This is a genomic window from Vibrio limimangrovi (genome assembly GCF_054064025.1).
In genome coordinates this window covers 363,971-388,417 of the sequence record NZ_JBSUGF010000002.1, presented here as the reverse complement: position 1 = coordinate 388,417, position 24,447 = coordinate 363,971, and the positions used below count along the sequence as shown (strand labels likewise).

Sequence of the window (24,447 nt, the reverse complement as noted above, 5' to 3'; positions counted from 1 at the left end):
CGCTAAATAGAGTTCATAAACTTGTTTAACTGGACAATTCTTAGTACATATTAAGGCGTGTGGAGCGAGAGGTGATGCTGACTACCTGTCGCCATCACGCCCATGTAATCAGAGATTCAATAAAGGAAGATGTGAATGTTCAAAAAGTTGTCATTAAGCCCGTTAACTCGCTATTTAGCGCTTTGGGTTAGCCTCTTTTTGATTGTTGCGCCTTCTGTGGTTCAGGCTCAGGATGATACGTCAGTATTACGTCCCAAAGTGGCTGTCGTCCTTGCTGGTGGTGGTGCAAAAGGTGCGGCTCATATTGGTGTACTCAAAGCACTCGAAGAGATGAATATCCCTGTTGATATCATTACCGGAACAAGCATGGGAGCGTATGTTGGTGGCTTATATGCGACGGGCATGAGTGCCGATGAGATTGAAAGTTTTATCTATACAGTCGACTGGAATGGTGGCTATCGGGATCGCGTCGACCGAAGCCAGCGCCGGGTTCGAGACAAAGAATATGAAGACCGTTATCAAATCAACACGGACTTAGGTCTTCGGTTTGGTGAAATTCGTGCTCCCACTGGTGTCGTACAAGGGCAGAATATGCTGCGAGTTTTACGCGAAACCACCGGTAATTTGGGGCGCTTTGATTCCTTCGATGAACTTGCCATTCCTTATCGCTCGGTTGCTACGGATATCTTAGAGCTTGAAGAAGTGGTGATTGGCAACGGCTATCTGGTCGATGCAATGATGGCCAGCATGTCTGTGCCCGGTGCACTTCCTCCTTACCAGCTAAATGGCCACATGTTAGTTGATGGTGGTGTGGTGAATAACATGCCAGTCGACGTTGCCCGCGCAATGGGAGCGGACGTGGTCATCGCCGTGGATATCAGCACCGATTATAAAAACGAGGAAGACTTTACTGGCTTGTTTACCGTCGCTGACCAACTTTCCAACTATCTTGTGCGCCGCAGTACTCAAGAGCAAGTCAAAACGCTTCAAGAACAAGATATTTATATTCGTCCGAACGTTGGCCAAATGGAAACCGTTGAGTTCGATAAAATGCCATTGGCGTTTCAGTCGGGGTATGAGATCACCAAAGAGATGGCGTCGAAACTTGAGGGGTTAAGAGTCTCAAGTGCGGAATACCAGCAATACATCGAACATAAACAAGAAGTGCGAAAAACCTTAGTGTACGGCGATGATCGTGTGGTTAATGAAGTCGTGATCATCAATAACACGCACTACAGTGATGTGCTGCTGACCAATCGCCTGCATTTAGAAACGGGTCGTAAAATCCCGATGGAAGAAATCGAAAAAGCCGTTGAAAACCTTTATGCACTTGATCGCTTTGAGTTAATTACTTATGACTACGAAGAAGTTGATGGTTCAACAAGGCTGGTATTTACGGTAAACGAAAAGTCCTGGGGGCCAAACTACCTAAACTTTCGCTTTTTCCTTGAAGATGATTTTGATACCGACAGTCAGTACGGCATCGGTATGTCGACCAACTTTACCAATCTGAATTCTCATGGTGCAGAACTGGCGTTTAATGTAGAAATGGGGACAGATAAGCTGATTGAAGCGGAACTGTACTCTCCGATTCAATCCAGTCAGCAGCTTTTTGTTTCTGCAAGAATGGGATACAGTAATGAAGAGCGAAACTTACCCCTAAACGATTTTCAAAACCCAGACATTGGCGCTGTCGATGACTTTTTCCCTATCTCATACAGTGATTTTACCTCAGAGCTTTCAATTGGTATTCAGCCAACGTTATGGCAAGAATTGCTCTTTGGGGGCAGATATTCAACGGGGAGCATTGAACTTTCTACGCTTGCCTCTGCTGGTAAATTGGATTTTGATCGACTTGGCTTGTTTGCGAGGTATCGTTTAGACACCCTTGATGACTTTGCTTTCCCAACTCGTGGTCTGTTTGTCGACCTGGAATATTTAGTTTCTCATGACAAAAGTCCTGAAGGCGATAGTGTCTTAGACTCGGAGTCCACGGTAGAAGATACGGTGTATGAAATTTCCGCTCGATTTAAAGGTGCAGTGAGTCATCAGCGTCATACTTTAGTCGGACATGCTGAATATAGTTTTGTTGAGAGTAAAAATTCCACCATCCCACTCGATCCGCGCGAACTCGGTGGCTTCTTAAACCTTTCGGGTATTCCGAGAAATAGCTTAATTGGACAGGACTTATTCTTTAGCAGTCTGGTCTATCGTTATAAATGGTTTGATAATGATTTCGGCTTGTTTGAGGCGCCGGTATATATAGGTGCATCAGTAGAATATGGTGGCGTCTGGTCGGATAATGATTTGAATTTAAATGAAGCGCCTTTATATAACGCGGGCTCAGTATTTTTTGGTGTAGATTCCCCAATTGGGCCTATAATGTTGGCTTATGGTCGTACGGAGCAGGACTTAGAAGCTGTGTATTTGATCGTAGGAACCTCGTTTAATTAATGGGTAAAAGAAAGCAAAACCTCGACATATTTTTTCAAAATTAGCAGAACTTTAGTCGTAACTTGCTATGTTGGTCAAAATGATGAGATTTTAATTGAAGGTTAAATTTGCTATCCTGTCGCCCACAGTTTGGCCTCTACGGCGCTGTTTCTCAATCATTATTGAATGAAAACAAGGGCAATGGAGAGCCAAGTTTCCAAGGATGTTCACTCCTTTACTTTAAAAATAGTAATAATAGAGGAGGAACCGCAATGAGAGGAAAAAGTCGTGCTTGAAGCCTACCGTAAACACGTCGAAGAGCGTGCTGCCGAAGGAGTTGTACCTAAACCACTAGACGCTGAGCAAGTCGCTGGCCTTGTGGAACTTCTGAAAAATCCCCCTCAAGGTGAAGAAGAGTTTCTTCTTGATCTGCTAGAGAATCGTATTCCACCTGGCGTTGATGAAGCCGCGTATGTTAAAGCAGGTTTCCTGACTGCTGTAACCAAAGGTGAAGTATCTTCTCCACTAGTAAGTCGTGAAAAAGCGGCTGAATTGCTAGGTACAATGCAAGGTGGTTACAACATCGAACCATTGGTTAATCTACTGGACGATGATGCACTGGCGTCAATTGCTGCAAAAGCGCTATCTCACACTCTACTTATGTTTGATGCTTTCTACGATGTTGAAGAGAAAGCAAAATCAGGCAATACGTTTGCACAACAAGTTCTACAATCTTGGGCTGATGCGGAATGGTTCCTGTCTAAGCCTCAGCTACAAGAAAAAATCACTCTGACTGTATTCAAGGTTACTGGTGAAACCAACACTGATGACCTGTCTCCAGCACCTGATGCTTGGTCTCGTCCTGATATCCCAGTTCACGCGCTTGCAATGCTGAAAAACGAGCGTGAAGGTATCAACCCTGATCAACCAGGCAGTATTGGTCCAATCAAACAGATCGAAGATCTTCAATCTAAAGGCCATCAGCTAGTTTACGTTGGTGACGTAGTCGGTACAGGTTCTTCACGTAAATCTGCAACTAACTCAGTACTTTGGTTCATGGGTGATGATATCCCTAACGTACCAAACAAACGTGCTGGCGGTTACGTACTTGGTGGCAAAATTGCACCTATCTTCTTTAACACAATGGAAGATGCGGGCGCGCTACCAATCGAAGTTGACGTATCTAAGCTGAACATGGGCGATGTTATCGATGTTTACCCATTTGAAGGCAAGGTATGTAACCACGAAACTGGCGAAACTCTGGCTGAATTCAAGCTAAAAACAGACGTACTGATTGATGAAGTACGTGCTGGTGGCCGTATTCCACTGATCATCGGTCGTGGTCTGACAGACAAAGCGCGTCAATCTCTGGGTCTAGAGTCATCCGATATCTTCCGTAAGCCAGGTAATGTTGCTGATTCAGGAAAAGGTTACTCTCTTGCGCAGAAGATGGTTGGTAAAGCTTGTGGCGTAGAAGGTGTACGTCCAGGTACTTACTGTGAGCCTAAGATGACAACAGTAGGCTCTCAGGATACAACCGGTCCGATGACTCGTGATGAGCTTAAAGATCTTGCGTGTCTGGGCTTCTCTGCAGACCTGGTAATGCAGTCTTTCTGTCATACATCTGCATACCCTAAACCAGTTGACGTGAACACTCACCACACTCTACCTGATTTCATCATGAACCGTGGTGGTGTTTCTCTACGTCCAGGTGACGGCGTTATCCACTCATGGCTAAACCGTATGCTTCTGCCTGATACAGTAGGTACAGGTGGTGACTCGCATACTCGTTTCCCTCTGGGTATTTCATTCCCTGCAGGTTCTGGTCTGGTTGCATTCGCAGCGGCAACAGGTGTTATGCCTCTTGATATGCCAGAATCAATCCTGGTTCGCTTTAAAGGTGAAATGCAAGCGGGTATCACGCTACGTGACCTTGTTCATGCGATCCCTTACTACGCGATCAAGCAAGGTCTGTTGACGGTAGAGAAAGCAGGTAAGATCAACGAATTCTCTGGCCGCGTACTAGAGATTGAAGGTGTTGAGCACCTAACGGTTGAGCAAGCGTTCGAACTTTCAGATGCTTCGGCAGAGCGTTCAGCGGCAGGTTGTACTGTTAAACTGTCTCAAGCGTCAATCGAAGAGTACCTGAACTCGAACATCACCATGCTTAAGTGGATGATCTCTGAAGGTTACGGTGACCGTCGTACTATCGAGCGTCGTATTACTGCGATGCAAGAGTGGCTGGCGAATCCTGAGCTAATGGAAGCGGACGCGGATGCAGAATACGCACACGTAATCGAGATTGATCTGGCAGAAATCAGCGAGCCAATCCTATGTGCTCCAAACGATCCAGATGATGCGCGTCTACTATCAGAAGTTCAAGGTACACAAATCGATGAAGTGTTCATTGGTTCATGTATGACGAACATTGGTCACTTCCGTGCGGCAGGTAAACTGCTTGAGCAATGGGGTGGTCAGCTAGATACACGCCTATGGGTGGCTCCGCCAACTAAGATGGACCGTGACCAGCTAACGGAAGAAGGCTACTACGGTATCTACGGTCGTGCTGGTGTTCGTATCGAAACTCCGGGATGTTCTCTATGTATGGGTAACCAGGCTCGCGTAGCAGATAAAGCGACAGTAATGTCTACATCAACGCGTAACTTCCCGAACCGTCTGGGTACAGGCGCTAATGTTTACCTTTCTTCTGCAGAGCTAGCGGCAGTAGGTGCAATCCTGGGTCGTATTCCAACTAAGGAAGAGTACCTGGAGTATGCAGCGAAGATCAACGCGACAGCAGCGGATACGTACCGTTACCTGAACTTCCATAAGATGGATCAGTACACTAAGAAAGCAGACACGGTAATCTTCCAAGAGCCTGCATAATTAGCGTAATGCACCAATTGAAAGCACCTCATCTGAGGTGCTTTTTTTATGCCCCAAAGCAGTCTCTGTTCACTTTTAGATGCGTGTTTTCACATCATTAATTCGCTATACTTCGCACCAAATTGATACGAAAAGGCAACCTCGATGGAATTTCAATTCATTCGCAATACCTTGATGGGCGAGTATTACGTCAAATGCAGCATGGGGCATGAGATTGTAGGACGCTGGCTGCAAGAAGAAATAGGTAAAGACCCTGCCAAAATTCGTCAGGTTGAAACGTTAATCGAAGCCGCTTTTTCTTCGCCTTCTCAAGAGCATAGTTTAACTGGCAGAGAAATCAGCATTCTGGTTCATGATGATGAAGTGCTGGTGCAGGAAAATGCTCTGGCGCAGGGATACGAAGAGTCGATAGATTTAGGCAATGAATTTGATTTTTACGACTCAGAAAGTACAGCCAGTTGTGGAATAGAAGACTTTGTCTCTCTTATCGAGCAATGGAAAGAGTTCCTGAACATTTAATGCACAGTTTTGGGCAATTAAGTGGTAATTGCCTTGTTTTTGGGAGATGAGCGCACCTTAATGGTGCGCTCTTTTTATTTGTATCGATAGAACTCATCGTTAGTCATTTAAAATCAATTAGTTAAAAACTTGGCACGTAGATTGGATTATACGAAGTGTTTCAGGATGAATGCTTCGGAGAGAATTTAATGAAAATAATCAATGCCATTATTAAGCCGTTTAAGTTAGACGATGTTCGTGAAGCGCTAGCTGACGTCGGCATCGAAGGAATGACAGTATCAGAAGTTAAAGGTTTTGGTCGCCAAAAAGGTCACACGGAGTTGTACCGTGGCGCTGAATATCAAGTTGATTTTCTGCCAAAAGTGAAAATAGAAATTGCAACTCACGCTGACAATGTAGATCGCGTGGTGGAAGCAATCACTAAAGCGGCGCAAACCGGAAAAATTGGTGATGGCAAGATTTTTGTTTATGACCTGAGCCATGCTGTGCGTATCCGTACTGGTGAAATGGACGCAGAAGCACTTTAACTATTTCAAGGGATTGGAGAAATAATTATGGAATTAGCAACAACTGTAACGGAGTTACGTTACGCATTTGACACCTTTTTCTTCCTCATTTCTGGTGCGTTAGTAATGTGGATGGCAGCGGGCTTTGCGATGCTTGAAGCTGGTCTGGTGCGCTCGAAAAATACGACAGAAATTTTAACTAAAAACTTTTGCTTGTACGCGATTGCATGTACCACTTACTTAGTTGTTGGTTACAACATCATGTATGTCGGTAACGGTGAAGGAGGTTGGTTACCATCATTCGGTGGTTTGATTGGTTCACAAAGTGAAGGTGCAGACCACTCACTAGAATCAGATTTCTTCTTCCAAGTGGTATTTGTTGCAACAGCGATGTCTGTTGTATCAGGTGCGGTTGCTGAGCGCATGAAGTTATGGTCATTCCTCGTCTTCTCTGCAATCCTGACTGCGTTCATCTACCCAATTGAAGGTTACTGGACTTGGGGCGGCGGTTTCCTTTCTGCTGCAGGCTTCAGCGACTTCGCTGGTTCAGGTATCGTACATATGGCAGGTGCTTCTGCTGCACTAGCTGGTGTTCTGCTACTGGGTGCTCGTAAAGGTAAATACGGTAAAAATGGTGAAATCCACCCAATCCCAGGTTCAAACATGCCACTAGCAACACTAGGTACGTTCATCTTATGGTTTGGTTGGTTCGGCTTTAACGGCGGTTCTCAGCTAATGGTTTCTGACTTCGAGAACGCGACTGCAGTAGGTCAAATCTTCCTAAACACGAATGCAGCAGCAGCAGCAGGTTCAATTGCAGCACTGTTTGTATGTAAGACTACGTGGGGCAAAGCTGACCTTACTATGATCCTAAACGGTGCTTTGGCTGGTCTGGTTGCTATCACAGCGGATCCACTATCACCATCACCACTATACGCAGTTGCTATCGGCGCAGTAGCTGGTGCACTAGTAGTATTCAGCATCATCGGTCTGGACAAGCTTAAGATTGATGATCCAGTGGGTGCGATTTCAGTTCACGGTGTGTGTGGTTTCTTCGGCCTAATGGTTGTGCCTCTAAGCAACGGTGACGCAACGTTTGGTGCTCAGCTTCTTGGTGCGGCAGTTATCTTTGCTTGGGTATTTGGTGCAAGCCTGGTTGTTTGGGGTATCTTGAAAGCAACGGTTGGTATCCGAGTAAGCGAAGAAGAAGAGATGGAAGGCATGGATATGCACGATTGTGGCGTAGGTGCTTACCCAGAATTCGTTACAGCAAAATAAGATTTACCATGTAGCATATTGTTACACTTCACATAATCAAAAACCTGCTCGTAGTAGCAGGTTTTTTTGTATTGGTCGTTGTTTTACTATTGAAGATACATATAATAACGCAACTGATAAACGTTATCATTAGCATGGTAAAGGATTAAATAATGAAAAATCTGTTCGCTCTTTCAGCGCTAACTTGCGCAATTTTAGCTCCTACAGCAATGGCTGCTGAAGAAGTAAACGTCTACTCTTACCGTCAACCTTTCTTGGTTGAACCTATGTTTAACGAGTTTACTAAAGAGACTGGCATCAAAGTAAACGTAAAATTCGCGAAAACAGGTATTGCTGAAAAACTGGCACAGGAAGGCGAGTACAGCCCAGCAGACGTACTACTGACAACAGATATCAGCCGCCTGGCTGAACTAACGAAAAAAGGTCTTGTTCAGAAAGTTGACAGTGAAATCATTGAACAAAATGTACCAGCTCAATACCAAGACAAAGAGAATGAGTGGTTTGCACTGACACTACGTACTCGTAGCGTATACTCTTCACGCGACCGTGTTGGCAAACTAGGTACCGATTTTAACTATGCCGATCTGACCAAGCCAGAGTTCAAAGGCAAAATTTGTACTCGTAGCGGTAAGCACCCGTACAACGTATCTCTGGTTGCCTCTATGATCGCTCATCAAGGTGAAGCGGAAACTAAACAGTGGCTAGAAGGCGTGAAAGCGAACTTGGCTCGCAAGCCTCAAGGTAACGACCGTGACCAAGTGAAAGCAATCAAAGAAGGTCTATGTGACGTTTCTCTTGGTAATAGCTACTATCTTGGCAACATGATCAATGATAAAGAGCAGAAAGCTTGGGCGGATGCGGTTTACATTAACTTCCCTAGCCAGGAAACGACGGGCACGCACGTAAACATCTCTGGTATGGCGATGGCTAAGTACTCACCAAACAAAGAAAACGCGCTTAAGTTGATGGAATTCTTAACGGGTGATACCGCACAGAAAATGTACGCAGAAGTGAATTTCGAATACCCAGTAAAAGAAGGCGTGAAGCGTTCTGCCCTTGTGGAATCTTGGGGTGACTTTAAAGCGGACACACTTTCTCTGGATGAAATCGCATCTCATCATGAAGAAGCGATCAAGCTAATAGATGAAGTCAAATTTGACCTTTAATCCCTTGTGGGGGTATAACAGTACCCCCATTTGATTAAAGGATATGAGATGTATTTGCACCTGCATTTATGTTTCATTCCGCCTTGCAGTAAATTAGGCAATGAAAGATAAACACTCTTCATGGAAAACCAGCAGTGGGGTTATAACTCTGCTCCTGGTTTTGCCGATCTTAGCGATCTTCTACACCGCCATTGGTGAAACGGATGAACTGTTTGCGCATTTAATAGCAACAGTCATGCCGACCTACATTTTTAACACGGTCACTCTGACTATTGGTGTGATGGTATTGTCTTTAATCTTCGGTATCCCGTGTGCATGGCTGATGGCAATGTGCAAACTACCCACTGAGAAGTGGTTGCAGTGGGCTCTGGTTTTACCCTTAGCGATGCCGGGTTACATTATTGGATACATATTCACCGATTGGTTCGACTTTGCAGGGCCTATTCAGGTTTTCTTACGTGATATCACGGGATGGGGAGTGAGGGAATATTGGTTCCCTGATATTCGGACTCTAGCCGGTGCAACATTTGTTCTTTCTCTTGTTCTTTATCCGTATGTGTATCTCCTTTGTCGGGCGGCATTTATGGAGCAGAATGTCTCGTTGCTGCAAAGTGCGCGTCTGCTGAAGTGTTCGCCTTGGGAAAGTTTTTGGCGGATTTCTCTGCCTTTGGTGCGCCCTTCTATAGCGGTAGCCTTATCACTTGTTGCGATGGAAACCATTGGTGACTTTGGCACCGTCAGTTATTTTGCCGTCAATACTCTAACCACTGCGGTTTACGATACCTGGCTTGGATACTCCAACCTTAATGCCGCCGCTAAAATTTCGGCAATGATGCTGGTGATTATCGTATTGCTACTGAGTACCGAACGTTACAGCCGAAGAAAACAAAAGCTCTTCCAAAGTCAGTTCAACAGCCATGAAGATTTTCGTTATGAGCTGACGGGCTGGAAAAAATGGGGTGCATTGGTATGGTGTTGGGGGTTGATAGCCGTCGCGTTTATTATCCCATTAATTCAATTGATTGATTATTCGATCACGTATTTTGCTAAAAGCTGGACGCCGGAATTTCGTGAGTATGCCTGGAATAGTCTGGTTGTTTCTGTCATCGCTGCTTTCATCGGTGTTGTCGTCGCTTTAGTGGTGAATTTTACCTACCGGGTCAATAGTAACCGGACGTCGCTGGCATTTATGCGCTTGTCTTCAATGGGCTATGCTGTTCCTGGTACCGTGCTCGCTATTGGTGTGATGGTTGCCGTGCTGTTTATGGATCATCGAGTGAATGATATTGCAAAAGCGATGGAATGGGGCAGGCCGGGGCTGATTTTCTCGGGCTCTATGTTTGCTGTGATCTTTGCTATGGTGGTGCGTTTCTCCGCTGTCGCTATTGGCAGTATCGAGAGTAACTTAAACAAAATCTCGCCTTCTTTGGATATGGCGTCACGCACCATGGGGTGCACACCTAATGCCATGCTGTGGCGTGTCCATTTTCCGTTGGTAAAACGTGGTGCTTTAATTGCAGCGCTGCTGATGTTTATCGAATCAATGAAAGAGCTCAACGCTGCATTACTGTTACGTCCATTTAATTTCGAAACCCTGGCAACGTACGTTTATAACTTTGCCTCGGATGAGAAATTAGAGCTGGCAGCGTTACCGGCTGTATTGTTGGTTCTTGTTGGCTTAGTTCCGCTTATTGTTGTTAACCGTTCACTGGAGCAAAATCACTGATGAGTTGCGCATTATCAATTAAAAATCTGACCTGTCAGTACGATGCCCAAACCGTTTTAGAGTCGCTGTCACTTGAGGTTGAGCAAGGCCAGATAGTGTGTCTGCTTGGCGCTAGTGGTTGCGGTAAAACAACATTGCTCAAAGCGGTTGCAGGGTTGCTTCCTTTATCTTCGGGCACAATGTGCCTCAATGGCGTGACCATTGATGATGGAGAAAACTGGCTACCACCAGAGCAGCGTAACATTGGTATGATTTTCCAGGATTATGCGTTATTTCCACACCTCACCGTGGCTGAGAATATCGCATTTGGTTTGAAGCATGAAACTGCTCAGCAGAAGCTTTTGAAAGTGGAAGAGATGCTAAGCTTAGTTCATCTTAAAGGCTACGGTGATCGTTATCCTCATCAACTCTCCGGTGGTCAACAGCAGCGTGTTGCGATTGCGCGTTCATTGGCCTATAAACCCGATTTACTATTGCTGGACGAGCCGTTTTCCAACATTGATACCCAAGTGCGCCACGAGTTGATTCGTGAGATACGTAAGATCTTCAAACAGCAGGGCGTAACCGCGATTTTCGTTACGCATAGCCGTGAAGAAGCTTTTGCTTTTGCTGATAAAATGGCCGTGATGAATCATGGCGTCATTGAGCAATATGGTACGGCTTCAGAATTGTATTACCACCCATCCAGTAAGTTCGTCGCTGATTTTCTGGGCGGTGGTAGTTACCTTGCTGCAACGAGAGTTTCTGAGCGTGAATTCGATACACATTTAGGTGTGGTAGAAGCGAGTGCGCAACAGGAGATTAAAATTCAGGGCGATTGTGCGTTGTTACTGCGCCCACAGCATGTGCAAATTCAAGCGGATGAAGACAGTGCCGTGAAGGTCTTAGAGCAGCACTTTATGGGTGATCATTGTCGTTACGTGATTGATGTGAATGGTGATCGCCTGTTAGCTATCTCTACTGAAGCTTTGAACGTTGGTGATAGCGTTGCGGTTAGAGTCGAGACACAAGGCGTTCTGGCATTTGCCTGATCTTCGTATTTCCCAGATAAAAAAGGCCCGGCGCTGAGGCCGGGCAAGTGTTCTTCTTCCTTAGCTTAACTCAATCAAAATACCTTAAGTTGTCACCAACGTGCCTGAAGTGAGCACAAGGTCAGTTATAAAGATAAGAAATCTTTAAACTGCTGAAGAACACGTTCCGCAGTGTCTTTATCTTGCATCTCTGCAAAAATACGCAGCAGTGGCTCAGTGCCAGAGAAGCGGGCGATGATCCAACCGCCATTCTTGAAATAAACTTTTGCACCGTCTTCGTAGCTGACTTTTTCAACCTCAAACTCGAACGCTGGCAATTGTTTTTCAACATAAATCTTGTTGAACAGTACTTCTTTCTGCGCAGGTTTGAATTTGCAATCCCCTTCAGCCATGTAGGCATAGCCATACTTAGCGTAAATTTCATCGAGTAGCTCGGAGAGTTTTTTACCCGTAACCGAAATCATCTCGACTAACAGGCTGGAAGCAAACACGCCATCTTTGCCCTTGATGTGACCACGGATAGTTAAGCCACCAGAACTCTCACCACCTATCAGTGAGTCATCCGCTTCCATTTGGGAACTAATGTGCTTAAAGCCGACAGGTACTTCAAAGCATTTTTCTCCGTGATCTTTCGCAATTTTATCCAGCAGATGTGTGGTCGCGATGTTGCGTACTACGGAGCCTTTCCAGCCTTTGTATTCCAGCAAGTAGTAGTACAACAAGATGAGCACTTCGTTCGGATGAATGAAGTTACCTTTTTCATCAATAATCCCCAAACGGTCTGCGTCACCATCGGTACCAATTCCAATGTCATAGCCTTGTTGGGCGACGAGGTGCATCAAGCGATACAGCGTTGCGGCACTTGGTGATGGCATCAAGCCACCAAAATCTGGGTTTTTTCTGTCGTTGATGACATCGACTTCACAGCGGCCATTAATCAATACTGTTTGTAGCGCATTTTTAGCTACCCCAAACATCGGATCGATAAGTACGCGAAGGTTGGCCTTTTTGATCGCCTCAATGTCGATAAAGTTGATGATTGAATCAACAAATTCGTTCATAGGGTTAATGATCTTAATTAACTGATCTTCTACAGCTTGGTCAAAATCGACGCATTGCACATCGCTTGCTGTGAGCGTAGCAATTTGAGATTCGATTTTCTGGGTGATGATTTCATCGGCATCACGGCCGCCTTCGATAAATACTTTGATCCCGTTATAGTCAGCGGGGTTGTGTGAAGCGGTAATGCAAGCTGAGTATGCGCAGTTCATCTCTTTCGCTTTGAACATGACGATAGGCGTTGGAACAAACTTGTCAATGAAGCTGACGACAATACCGTTTGCCGCTAAAACCTCCGCAAACCAACGACCCGCCTTATCGGAAAGGAATCGGCGGTCATAACCAATCACAAAGCCACGCTCTGCCACAGATTCCGCATTGGTGATGTTTGCAATTGCCTGAGCAACCAAACGTACATTGTCTTTAGTGAATTCTTCACCAATAAATGCACGCCAGCCACCTGTACCAAATTTGATCATGATTTGATCCTCAGTAAGGGCGGCAATGGACCGCGCCTTAAACTTTTTGCTAGCAAACCCCTGTACTGATTCACGTGTTCAAGTGCAGGGGACTTTTTATTAAGGGATTAACCCAAAGTGACGATCACTTTATTTACTGTGCCTTCGGTCTGTACTGGTACAGAAGCACCAGAAACCGCTTTGCCATTGACCGTCATCGACTTCACGCCTTTGCTGACTGAATCTGGGTTGAGTACTTTGATGTGGTAAGTTGCACCAAGCCATTGGCGAGTGACTTCAAACTCAGGCCAGTTGGTCGGGATACATGGATCGATAGTCAGACCATCGAAACCAGTACGCACACCAAGAATGAAGTTGGTGACCGCAAAGTAAGCCCACCCCGATGTACCAGTTAGCCACGGGTGGTTTGCACGACCATGATCCTGATGGTCACGGCCCATGATGAACTGAACGTAGGAGTAAGGTTCTGCGACACGTTTTTCGATGATGTCGTTTTGGTTGTATGGGTTTAGAGCATCGTAGAACTTCATTGCTCGGTCACCACGGCCGAGTTTTGCTTCTGCAACCCAGGCCCATGGATTTGGATGTGAGAAGATTGCGCCGTTTTCTTTTACACCTTGGTATACGCGAGTAACGAAGCCGATATCGTCGTTTGGCGTTGCGAATGAAGGCGAGTTTAGGTGTAAGCCGTATTCAGAGAATAAGTTCTCATCCACTGCGTCCATCGCTTTTTCACCACGCTCCTGAGAAACTGCTCCAGACAGTACCGCGAGCGTGTTTGACTCAAGGTGTACGCGACCTTCTTTCTGCTGCGCTGTACCGATTTTGTCTCCATTCTTTGTCAGACCACGAATGTACCAACCGCCTTCATCGTCCCAAAGGTGCGTTTCACACGCTTCGCGAACGTTGGCTGCCATTTCAGTGTACTTCGCTACGTCTGCGTCTTTGCCGAGGAATTTCGCCAGGTCGATGAATTCTTGCAGTGCCCAGAAGTGTAAGAAAGACACCATTGAAGACTCACCACCACCTAGGTTTAGGCAGTCGTTCCAGTCTGCTCGCAGACCTTTACAGATGCCTGTTTGACCTACGTATTCTGCAGAGAAGTCTAATGCAGCTTTCATGTGCTCATAAACAGTCGCGTCGCCTCCATCTGCATAAGGAATCATTTCGTCGAAGAAACTGTGCTCACCCGTCTCCATTACGTATTTACAGATCGTTGGTACGAGCCATAGATGGTCATCAGAACAGGTGTCCTCAATGCCGTGGATCTTATCTTCATCAGAAGGCGTTGGAACTACTGTCGGTGACTTCGATGGTTTAACGTCGGCTTTCTCAGGATCAAACCAATCTGGATCGAATAGATGCAGACCGTAACCTGCTTTCACCTGACCGCGTAGAAGATCAACGATACGCTTACGCGTCATTTTCGGGTTTGCATGAGGCACTGAAATCGCATCTTGCGCCGTGTCGCGGTAACCAAGACCTGTACGTCCACCAACTTCAATAAATGACGCAAAGCGAGACCAAACCACACAGGTTTCTGCCTGGTAAAGCGTCCAGGTGTTGATCATCGTATCCAGACCTTCGTTTGGCGATTTCACCTGCAACTTGCCACAACGCTCATCCCAGTGCGCTTTGATACCCGCAAATGCATTATCTACTTCATCTAGATCTTGATACTTCGCGCGTAGACGCTCACCGTTACCTTTACCGATACCCAGAATGTAAGCGAAACGAACTTCTTCACCTGGCTGAATCGTGAATTGTTTGTGCAAAGAGCCGCAGTGGTTATAACAAGTTTGCGCGCTGTTGAAGCACTTGCCTTGCTCAACCGCCAGTGGATTCGACTCATCACGGTACAAGCCTAGGAAGCTGTCACGTTGACCATCGTATGAATCTGGATCGAATGTAGAAGCTAGATAGTAGAAGCCTTCAAAATCGTTGGTGTTGTAGTACAGGTCGTATTCAATCACGCCATCTTTGTATGCCGTGCCTGCCGAATACAGAGACATTTGGTGGTTCTGATTGTCCGACTGAATATGGCTGAATGAGAACTCGACAAATGAGAATGTACTGATGGTGCGTGGTTTGTCTGAGGTGTTTTTGATCACGACATCCCAAACTTCTGCATCTTCACCCTTTGGTACGAACAGCGTTTTAGTTGCCGTGATGCCACTGTATTCACACTTAAATTTAGAGTAAGACAGACCGTGACGAACTTCGTAGCTTGCTTCGTCGAGGCTCTTTGCTACTGGCTGCCATGAGATTGACCAGTAGTCACCCGTTTCGTCATCGCGAAGGTAAACATAGTGTCCCGGGCGATCGAAAGATGCATTTGGACGAAACTTAGTAACACGGTTGTATTCTGGAGAGTTGTAGAACGAGTAGCCACCAGCGTTATGTGAAATAACCGTACAGAACTTTTCAGTACCCAGGTAATTAGTCCAGGGTGCTGGTACATCTGGGCGAGTAATGACGTACTCACGATTCTCATTATCGAAATAGCCGTATTTCATTTTGTGTATTTCCTTTTTACAAAGCTGCATTAGCAGCCAAAATTTAAAAATTCTTGAAAGAGCGTCGTTTATTTGATGCTTTACGTTACTTCCATGGTTTCCGGTAATTTACGCGCTGCAACTCGAGCAGCGGAAGGTGTCCTTTCAGGCGGGCTAAATAATCAGTCCAATCCCTGTGTGGTTTATCTGTCCAACAGGCTTCTGCTATCGCGGTTAGCCTCGGAAAAATCATGTAGTCCATGCGAGATTGGTTGTTGATGATTTCGCACCAAAGTGCGGCCTGAATACCCCAGATACGCTTTCTGATCGGATCGTTGTCTGCTACTTGTGCCAATGGTTCGTAGTTGTATGCGGTTTCGAGAGGTATTGGGTTGGCCCAATCCACACCAGGTTCTTCTGGCGCATAATCTTGAGTCATATCCAAATACGTGGTTTGGGCTGGTTGCAGCACGACATCGAATCCCTGACGAGCGCAATTCAGAGCGGCTTCTTCACTTAGCCAAGAGTAGATAACAGTATCTTTACTCACTTTGTCGCCATGTTGAGCTTCTTCCCAACCCAACATACGCTTGCCAAGTTTGCGTAGTTTGTCTTCGGCATAACGTAAAAAGTGGCCTTGTAGCTCTTTGTAATCGCTATAGCCCAGTTGCTCCATTAACGCTTGGCAGGCAGGGCTCTTTGACCATACTCCATGTGGAACTTCATCAGCGCCAATATGTACAAATGGGGCAGGGAACAGTTCAACCACTTCTTCCAGCACTTTATCGATAAACTCGTAACTACCCGGCAGCGCAGGGTTAAGTACATTGTCTTTGTAGTGTTGAATACTGCGATATTCGGTGGTGTCTTCTTCTTCCACTAACAAATGAGGCAGTGATTTGATAGCCGCGCGGCAGTGCCCCGGCACATCAATCTCTGGGATGACGGTAATGCCTCGTTGTGATGCGTAAGCTACAACGTCTTTAATCTCGTCTTGGGTGTAGAAGCCACCGTAGCGTTGAGACAGATGTGTGTACTGAGGTTCAATGGTCTCATCCAGGCCACGCCACGCTCCAATATCTGTCAGTTCAGGCAGTGACTTAATTTCAATTCGCCAGCCTTCATCATCAGTGAGATGCCAATGGAATGCGTTGAACTTGTAGTGAGCTAATTGGTTTATCAGGCGCTTCACTTGCTTCACGGAGTGAAAATGGCGAGCACAATCGAGCATCATCCCACGATAGCGAAAGCGAGGTCTGTCTTTAATTGCGCAACAAACCACTTCCATTGTCTGGGCCTGATCGCTCCGCCTGACAAGCTGTAGCAAGGTCGCACAGGCGTGAGTAAAGCCCGACGACGATCCTGCCTCGATGTGAACTGATGTTTCGGTCACTTTAAGTTTGTACTCGCCCTCGTCTAAGGTCGGGTTTCCTTGAAAGTTAATCAGATTGTTGTTGGACGAAGAAATCGTAAACTGGTGAATGCGGTATAGCTCCTCGATCAACCACTCTTTGGCAGAGTTGGCTAAATCGGAGTAAACGGCAATACCGGCTTTTTCATTGAAGGTGAAATAATTGTCATGAATTTCAATGTGATTTGGTTTTGGTAGTAAAGGCTGAGAGTGGATGAAACTCGACGGAATTACACTACGGTCACGGTAAGGTGAGGCCAGTACAATGGGGGTGACATCGACTTCAGTACGATAGACGTCGCCATCTACGACATAATCAATCAGGGCCTCGTTCAATCCGTCTGAATAGTAGCGAAATGGATTTGAACCAATACTGAATTCACAGTAGAAGTGGTGATTTGCCGCTAATACCATCCCTTCTGGTTTGAGGGTGCAAAAACTACCGATTTGAGTCATTAATCCATTGGATACACTGTCCGGAACTATGTATCGATCAAAAGCGAAAGTCAGGTGCCAATCGTGAAGGTCTTGGTCACTTAAATTGTGAAAAGTCAGTCCAAAACGACAGTTTTGCTTTTGTTCTGACAGGACAACGAGGTCAAGGCGATATTCCATATCTGCTCCTAATCTACCAATAGCGAGTAAAGGTTATGTTCAGGCTTACCTGCGAACATTATTGCGCCTTCAATCGCGTCAAACTGAGGTTCTACAATCCATCGCTGAACCGGCGGCGATAGCCAGTGCAAAATGCGTTCAGCAATACTTCCCATTAAACAAATTCGGGTCGCCCCACGTTTATTGAGTGCCATAAGAAACATTTCTATATCAGCGGCTGTCTGCTTTAACATTTCAATCGCTAGTGCATCGCCTTGCTCGGCAAATTGAAAAATAGCGGGAGAGAATTTCCCATAGTCACGAGGCAGGGCTTGTTTAGACCAGGCCACAATGTTGTCGATGTCATGGTCAAAATGATTCAACACATGTTCTGCAAGCGGTGTTTTTACCCTAATAGCATCTTCTGCCAGTAAAACCTGTTGAATTAAGCGCAGCCCCATTACAGCACCGCCACCTTGATCAGAAATTGGGAACTCCCGGCCTCCTACGACGTGCTGTTCTAATCCTTTGAGGTAGATGCCGCAAGAACCGGTTCCAGCGATCATGATCGCGCCGTCTTCACCGTTATGTGCACCAATGCAAGCGCCGTAAGCATCGGTATTTAATGTCATGCTCGCAAACGGATGAGGAAGAGACATAAACGTTTGCCAAGATGCTTTATGTTCTGCACCAGCTAAAGCGAGGCCAACATGCATAGAAGAAAAGTCTTGTTGAGTTAGTCCTCCCTGTTCAGCAGCTCGCGTAATGGACTCGATGATAGAAGCCATCGCAATTTCAGCGCCTAACATGATGTTGGCACTGCCAGTTTTTGCTTCACCAAGAAATTTTCCATGGGAATCTTTAATACGGGCGCGGCAAGAAGTACCACCGCCATCGATACCAACAAAATACGTCCCCATGGTTACAGCCCCTTATCTTGTTGCGAATTCGTCAATTTGGATTGGTGCTGTGATTGGCTCATTATTGCGAGTAAGTACCAAGCACCATGAGGGATCCATTGTTCACCCCAACGCCAGTTTTGTAGCATGTCGTCTTTTTGTGCTGGTGGATTGAAGGCGATGTCTTCTTCGTCATCAAAGCCGCCCGTAATGCCATTACACAAACCGCCTTTAGCGTTAAAGAAACCGTACTGAGGTAAGTAATTTGGATTGTTGCGGCCATGACCATCAAGCATGCACATATCGTAAGGGTTTAGGCCAACGATCCAGTTGAGTGCATTTTGGGCAAAATGCATCAGCTGTTGTTGCGTTTCATGGGATTCGATATAAGGCTGAGCGAGGTAAGCCATTGATGCTAATGAGCCTAAGCGTGCATTCTCACCCTGCCACCAATAGCCTGATTCATTGTTGTGTGCAACAAAGAACGCATCACGTTTTGCTTCATCGACTCCTTTGACATACTGACGAGGGTAGCCAAATGGGTTCGTGACACGATTGGTGATTTCCAGTTCAAATTCGCATGCCAGATTGACAGATTGTTTTATGGACGCTGCCAACTCAGAGTCGTCTTCAATCGATAGATACTCACACAGCGCAATAACAGGTAATCCAGCTTCTGCTGCGTGAAAATACGGGCGACTACCATCTTGGTTTGCTGACCAATAGTTTTGGATTAGAGCATCGCTTATTTGACGTGCGGCTAAACGTTTCGCCCATCGACGGCTCTCGTCCAGATATCGAGTTTCTCTACTGGTTTTAAACAGTTCGACACTTGCTAACAAAGCACAATATTCGTCGATAATGTTCTCTTCACCATCGTTGAGATAGCGTGGATTGTTGTCGACTAAATGCCAGTAGCCATTCTCTGCTGCGTTAAGGTATTTCTGTTGATCGTATTCACCGTGAACATGTAAGCGTGATGCTGCGGCAAGTGCAGCGATTGCGATACCACCGCCTTGCCTAAAACCTGCCTGATAGTCATCAAACTTGTGACCGAGTTGAGTTTCGAAAGCACAAATTTGTCGTTGAGCGGTATCTTTGCTCCACTTATCAAACACCGTCATGTAGAAGAAGCCTTTGTCGTTTTGCATACGAACAAGGAAGTCCGCACCAAAGAGCGCTTCTTCAATAAGGCGAGTGCGCGTGAATGCTGCGATACTTTCGCTAGCTTCTAGCAGAGAAAGGCCTTTCAGTATATTCCAAACCACCATCGGAGTTTGTTGAGGGTTAAGATAGTTTGCGTACGAAAGGTGACTCAGATATTTACTAACGTCACCAGAGGCGTCGTACCAACCGCCATGAACATCGGCCGTTTGTTCTGAATTCAGTAGCGGAGCTTGACGATCGGCATGATCGAAAATACCACCACATCGTTGTGATTTAAAATAATGGATCACATCGGACAATGTGTGGCTCAGTAGTACATGTTCACCGATTTCGAAGTGAGATGAACATGCGTTATCAAAGCGAAGATAATAGTGACCTGAAGTCACAAAAGATGAAAAGTCGATGAGGTAGAAATAGCCTTGGTGCCAGTTCGCTACTTTGCCTTGCTCTTGTATCTTGAATGTCGCAACAGCTTTGGCGCTTTTAGCGCAAATCAATTCAGCGGCATCAGTAGACAAGTGTGGTTGTTCGGTCTGGATGACCGCTTTTTTCTGGCCCAGACGCTCATAACCAATGTGATTAGTCAGTAGCAGCATTTAATGTCTCCGCGAAACAATAAAAAATAGAAATGGGTCAGTCTTAGCTGACCCTGGTTATGCTTAGTTTTCAAATAAGTAACAACGAACGAAATGGTTGTCTGATAGTTGAGTAACAGCAGGTAACTGTTGGCGACACTTATCTGTGGCGTGAACGCAGCGACCTGCAAATGGACAACCCACGGATTCAGGCGTCCAAAGTGGTATTTCCCCTTTATTCCCTTTTAGTTTCTCGTGAATCGATTTCGAAGGATCGGGAACTGCAGAAACCAGCAACTGAGTGTATGGGTGTTGCGGGTCATGAATGATTTCCTCAGTGTCACCCCATTCAACCATGTGACCGACATACATAACGGCCAAGTCTTCTGCGATGTAGCGTGCTGTTGCGATATCGTGAGTGATGTAGAGCAGAGACATCTGTTTCTCGAACTTCATCTCTTCCATCAGGTTAAGAACGCCTGCTCGAATGGATACGTCCAACATCGATGTCGGTTCGTCTGCCAGTACAACCTCTGCGCCAACAGCAATGTTACGAGCCAGGTTTACACGCTGGCGCTGGCCACCCGAAAGCTGGTGGGGGAACTTCTGTGCCGTTTCTTTAGGTGGAATCAGACCCACTTGTTCCAGCAAGTCATACACGCGCTCTTCCAGCTCTTTTTTGTTCCCTGGCGATACCTTCTTATGGATAAGCAGTGGTCGGGCAATATGGTGGAAAATATTGTGTGTAGGGTTTAGAGAGCCAAAAGGATCTTGCCAGACCATTTGTATCCCTTCACGATACGCCATCAAATCTTGTTTCGATTTGATTTCTTGAATATCGCGTCCTTTGTATTCGATGATGCCATCGGTCGGTGCATACATTTTCGCGATCATTTTCGCGGTAGTAGATTTACCTGAACCCGATTCACCTACAACAGACAAACCGCGGCTTTTATACATTTTGAACGATACGTCGTTGATCGCACGCATCTTAGACTGCTTGATAGAGTTGCTATTTAGCGGGAAGTCCTTGACGACATTTTTACCCTCAATCAGCAGTTCACCGAGTTGTTTGCTCATAATTCTCTCCAGTGTGTTTTTGTTCTTAGCTAGCGTGATTTTGGGTGGTTAAATCTTAGCTTGGCAATAGTTTCGCCGTATAAATGGCAGTTTGAGAAACGGCCTGGTTCAATTTGGCGCAATTGAGTTGGTATTGTTGTACAAGCTTCGTGGACTCGCTCACAGCGTGCCTGAAAACGACAGCCTTGTGGAATTTCAAGCAAGTTCAATGGGTTGCCGGGAATGCCAGTTAGCTTAGTTTTTGGACCAGTCAATGGAGGGAAAGAGCTACCCAAACCTTTGGTATATGGGTGGTAAGGACTTCCCAAAATTTGTTTCGACGGTGCGACTTCTATCAGTTCACCGGAGTACATGATCCCGATGCGATCAGAGAACTCCACCATCAACGACAAGTCATGGGTAATGAACAAAATCGAGAATCCGAACTCTTCTTTCAGCGCGTAGATCTTCTGTAAGATTTCACGTTGGACAACGACATCCAGGGCAGTAGTCGGTTCATCCATGATGATCATTTTGGGATTCAGTGCCAAAGCGATCGCTATCACCAAACGTTGACGCATCCCACCTGAGAATTGGTGAGGGTAGTCGTTGAGTCGGCTAGGGTGAATGTCTACAATTTCCAGCAACCCTTCAGCACGTTTCTTCGCTTGCTCACGCGTCATGTTGGTGTGACACATAATTACGTCACAGAACTGCTCTTCCATGGTAAGAACCGGGTTCAGGGCGTTCATCGCGCTCTGGAATACCATCGACATTTCACTCCAGCGGAATGTCTGCATACGTTCATCACTGTATTTGAGTATGTCCTCACCATTGAAGATCACTTCGCCACCGGTAATAAACGCTGGCGGCTTGTGTAAACGCATTAGCGAGAAAGCAACGGTTGATTTACCACAGCCAGATTCGCCTGCCAGACCAAATACTTCACCCGGTGCGATATCAAAGCTGACGTTGTTACAGGCGCGGACATCGCCCGCATCTGTAATGTAATCGACGCATAGGTTGCGGATAGAAATTAGTGGTTCGGTCATGATTATTTATCTCCGCTCCATAGTGCATTTTGTGGAGCCAACTCTGGCTCACGCTCTTTCTTGTCTTTCTCAGCTAGCTTTTTCCAACGCTTCATTCCTTTGTGAGAACGAAGTTGTGGGTTAGCAATTTCATCAACGGCAAAGTTCAACAGAGCAAGACCAGTCACTAACACGGTTAGTGCGATACAAGGTGCTAATACTTCCCACCATGCGCCAATCAGCATCGCTGAAGAGGTTTGAACGTTGTAAAGCATGGTGCCCCAGCTGACCGTGTTCGAGTCGCCTAAACCGAGGAATGAAATAACCGCTTCTGTGTTGATGGCCAGCATGACCGAGCCGATAAAGCTTGCGCCTACGATTGGGATTAGGTTTGGTAAAATCTCAGCAAAGATGATTCGGAATGAAGACTCCCCCAAAACTTCTGCGGCTTTGACGAACTCTTTTTCACGCAGTGCCATGGTTTGTGAGCGGACAACACGTGCGCCCCATGCCCAAGAGGTACCTGCTATTATGAGCGCGATAGTGAATGGGCCAGCTTCTCCGATAAATGCCGCGAGTACGAACAGTAAAGGTAACTGTGGAATAACCAGCATGATGTTCATGGCGGCACTTAAAATATCATCCACTTTGCCACCGAAGTAACCAGCGGAGATGCCGATAACCGTGGCTAAGAAACACACGATGATACCTGCACCAAAACCAACACCAAGTGAGACACGAGCGCCGTAAGCGACTTGTGACCAAATATCTCGACCCATACGGCTGGTACCTAATACGTGTTCGGCTTTTTTCGACATAATCAGTGTGCGGCGATCATCAGCCAGGTTTTTTGCAATCCAGCCATCAGGATTGCTTTGGGCTTGTTTCACGACAAAACTCGGGTATTCATGTGGATTACCTGTACGTTTGTCTGGCGCATGTTTTGTTATAAATGGTGCAGCAACTGCGACGAAAATAAACAGCGTAATAATGGCTAAACCAATACGGGCGAAAGAGTTGCCTAAAATGAGTTTAAATAGATTTTTCATGATTATTTGCCTCCCTTACGTAGGCGAGGGTCTAGAATCATGTACAGCATGTCAGCCATCAGGTTGAAGCAAAGCATGAACATCGTCATGATGATGAGCTGACCTTGAAGTACTTGATAATCTCGAGCGTGGATCGCATTCAAAAGCACGGTACCTAAACCTGGATAGTTAAAGATCATTTCGATAATTAACTGACCACCAATTGCCATGCCGAGAGACATTGAAAGCGCCGTTACACTTGGAAGCAATGCGTTACGTGCTGCGTAATTGAAAACCACACGGTTTTGACTCAGACCTTTGCCTTTAGCCATCGTGATGTAGTCTTCAGCCAACAAGTTGATCATGTTGTTACGCATGTTGACCAGGAATCCACCAATTTGAACGATGGTTGCACAGAAAAGAGGTAGCACTGCATGGTAACCCACGTCCTTGATGAATTCCCAGTTAGTCCAGTCCGGAACGGTACCCGGTGTGTAAGCGTAACCAGATGGGAACCATTTCAAGCCGATAGCAAAGGTAAATAGAGCCAGCATTGCGATAACCATTTGCGGAATCGCCTGAATAATGAGGGTTCCGGGAGTCACAAAAGCATCGTATTTACTACCGCGTTTCCAGGCTGCAAAGATGCCAAGCACCGAAGCGATCGAAAAGGAAAGTATTACTGCAGTACCAGCAAGGAATAGAGACCAACCAAATGCACCACCAAGCAAAGAATTGACTGAAAGTGGGTAGAACTGAATTGAAGTCCCAAGCTCCCAGCTCAGAATGTTTTTAATGTATGACAGGTACTGGATATAAATCGGACCATCAACAAATCCTAGCAGCTCTTTCATGGCTGCGATTCGCTCTGGTGTTACCTGTACGGAAGCGTTAGCAAACATCATGGTAACTGGGTCACCAGGCATTGCTCGCGGAATAATAAAGTTTAACGTCGCTGCAACTAAGAGCGCGACAAGATAGAACGACAAACGTCTTAAAAAATAACCCATAACTCACACCTTACTCACCCAGATTGTTTTCTCTGTTTCTGGTTCCAGGTCGCTCCAAGCGAAATTTAGAGCGAAAAATCCCCTGACGACGAGCG

General features: G+C 46.0%; 17 protein-coding genes. 8 read left to right on the top strand and 9 right to left on the bottom strand.

The window, feature by feature from the left end:
- The first annotated feature begins 135 nt into the window (after positions 1-135).
- The 8 genes from ACWYU8_RS03790 (at position 136) to ACWYU8_RS03755 (ending at position 11,545) form a co-directional block, all read left to right on the top strand.
- Positions 136-2,454: a patatin-like phospholipase family protein gene (locus ACWYU8_RS03790; RefSeq protein ID WP_457517279.1), complete on the top strand. Its 2,319-nt coding sequence runs from the start codon at positions 136-138 to the stop codon at positions 2,452-2,454.
- A 267-nt stretch (positions 2,455-2,721) separates the two neighbouring features.
- Positions 2,722-5,319 (top strand): bifunctional aconitate hydratase 2/2-methylisocitrate dehydratase, encoded by a 2,598-nt coding sequence (gene acnB, locus ACWYU8_RS03785; protein ID WP_457517277.1) that lies wholly within the window; start codon positions 2,722-2,724, stop codon positions 5,317-5,319.
- 144 nt (positions 5,320-5,463) lie between these two features.
- Positions 5,464-5,838 (top strand): YacL family protein, encoded by a 375-nt coding sequence (locus ACWYU8_RS03780; protein ID WP_457517275.1) that lies wholly within the window; start codon positions 5,464-5,466, stop codon positions 5,836-5,838.
- A 188-nt stretch (positions 5,839-6,026) separates the two neighbouring features.
- Positions 6,027-6,365, top strand: a complete 339-nt coding sequence (locus tag ACWYU8_RS03775) for a P-II family nitrogen regulator (RefSeq protein ID WP_444495075.1) — start codon at positions 6,027-6,029, stop codon at positions 6,363-6,365.
- A gap of 27 nt (positions 6,366-6,392) precedes the next feature.
- Positions 6,393-7,622, top strand: coding sequence for an ammonium transporter (locus ACWYU8_RS03770; protein ID WP_457517273.1), 1,230 nt, complete (start codon positions 6,393-6,395; stop codon positions 7,620-7,622).
- Positions 7,623-7,774: 152 nt separating this feature from the next.
- Positions 7,775-8,788 (top strand): Fe(3+) ABC transporter substrate-binding protein, encoded by a 1,014-nt coding sequence (locus ACWYU8_RS03765; protein WP_457517271.1) that lies wholly within the window; start codon positions 7,775-7,777, stop codon positions 8,786-8,788.
- A gap of 100 nt (positions 8,789-8,888) precedes the next feature.
- Positions 8,889-10,514 (top strand): ABC transporter permease, encoded by a 1,626-nt coding sequence (locus ACWYU8_RS03760; RefSeq protein WP_457517269.1) that lies wholly within the window; start codon positions 8,889-8,891, stop codon positions 10,512-10,514.
- Positions 10,514-11,545: an ABC transporter ATP-binding protein gene (locus ACWYU8_RS03755; RefSeq protein ID WP_457517267.1), complete on the top strand. Its 1,032-nt coding sequence runs from the start codon at positions 10,514-10,516 to the stop codon at positions 11,543-11,545. Before ACWYU8_RS03760 ends, ACWYU8_RS03755 begins: the two co-directional genes overlap by 1 nt.
- 125 nt (positions 11,546-11,670) lie before the next feature.
- Here ACWYU8_RS03755 and ACWYU8_RS03750 read toward each other — a convergent pair whose 3' ends face one another.
- From ACWYU8_RS03750 to ACWYU8_RS03710, 9 genes are all read right to left on the bottom strand, one after another.
- Entirely contained in the window at positions 11,671-13,083 is a 1,413-nt protein-coding gene (locus ACWYU8_RS03750; protein ID WP_457517266.1) for a phosphoglucomutase/phosphomannomutase family protein, read from the bottom strand.
- 107 nt (positions 13,084-13,190) lie between these two features.
- Positions 13,191-15,599 carry a GH36-type glycosyl hydrolase domain-containing protein gene (locus ACWYU8_RS03745; RefSeq protein ID WP_457517265.1) on the bottom strand — a complete coding sequence of 803 codons (2,409 nt, stop codon included), beginning with the start codon at positions 15,597-15,599 and terminating at the stop codon, positions 13,191-13,193.
- 85 nt (positions 15,600-15,684) lie between these two features.
- Positions 15,685-17,604 carry a beta-N-acetylhexosaminidase gene (locus tag ACWYU8_RS03740; protein ID WP_457517263.1) on the bottom strand — a complete coding sequence of 640 codons (1,920 nt, stop codon included), beginning with the start codon at positions 17,602-17,604 and terminating at the stop codon, positions 15,685-15,687.
- 8 nt (positions 17,605-17,612) lie between these two features.
- Complete coding sequence (locus ACWYU8_RS03735) at positions 17,613-18,503, bottom strand: BadF/BadG/BcrA/BcrD ATPase family protein (protein WP_457517261.1); 891 nt, start codon at positions 18,501-18,503, stop codon at positions 17,613-17,615.
- 2 nt (positions 18,504-18,505) lie between these two features.
- The gene (locus ACWYU8_RS03730) at positions 18,506-20,245 is read right to left on the bottom strand and encodes a glycoside hydrolase family 9 protein (protein ID WP_457517260.1); all 1,740 of its coding nucleotides are present in this window, start codon (positions 20,243-20,245) and stop codon (positions 18,506-18,508) included.
- A gap of 63 nt (positions 20,246-20,308) precedes the next feature.
- On the bottom strand, positions 20,309-21,304 hold the full coding sequence (locus ACWYU8_RS03725; RefSeq protein ID WP_457517258.1) for an ABC transporter ATP-binding protein: 996 nt from the start codon (positions 21,302-21,304) through the stop codon (positions 20,309-20,311).
- Between the two features lie 29 nt (positions 21,305-21,333).
- Positions 21,334-22,335: an ABC transporter ATP-binding protein gene (locus tag ACWYU8_RS03720; RefSeq protein WP_457517257.1), complete on the bottom strand. Its 1,002-nt coding sequence runs from the start codon at positions 22,333-22,335 to the stop codon at positions 21,334-21,336.
- Positions 22,336-22,337: 2 nt separating this feature from the next.
- Positions 22,338-23,363, bottom strand: coding sequence for an ABC transporter permease (locus tag ACWYU8_RS03715; RefSeq protein ID WP_457517255.1), 1,026 nt, complete (start codon positions 23,361-23,363; stop codon positions 22,338-22,340).
- A 2-nt stretch (positions 23,364-23,365) separates the two neighbouring features.
- Positions 23,366-24,352, bottom strand: a complete 987-nt coding sequence (locus tag ACWYU8_RS03710) for an ABC transporter permease (RefSeq protein WP_457517253.1) — start codon at positions 24,350-24,352, stop codon at positions 23,366-23,368.
- Between the last annotated feature and the right edge of the window lie 95 nt (positions 24,353-24,447).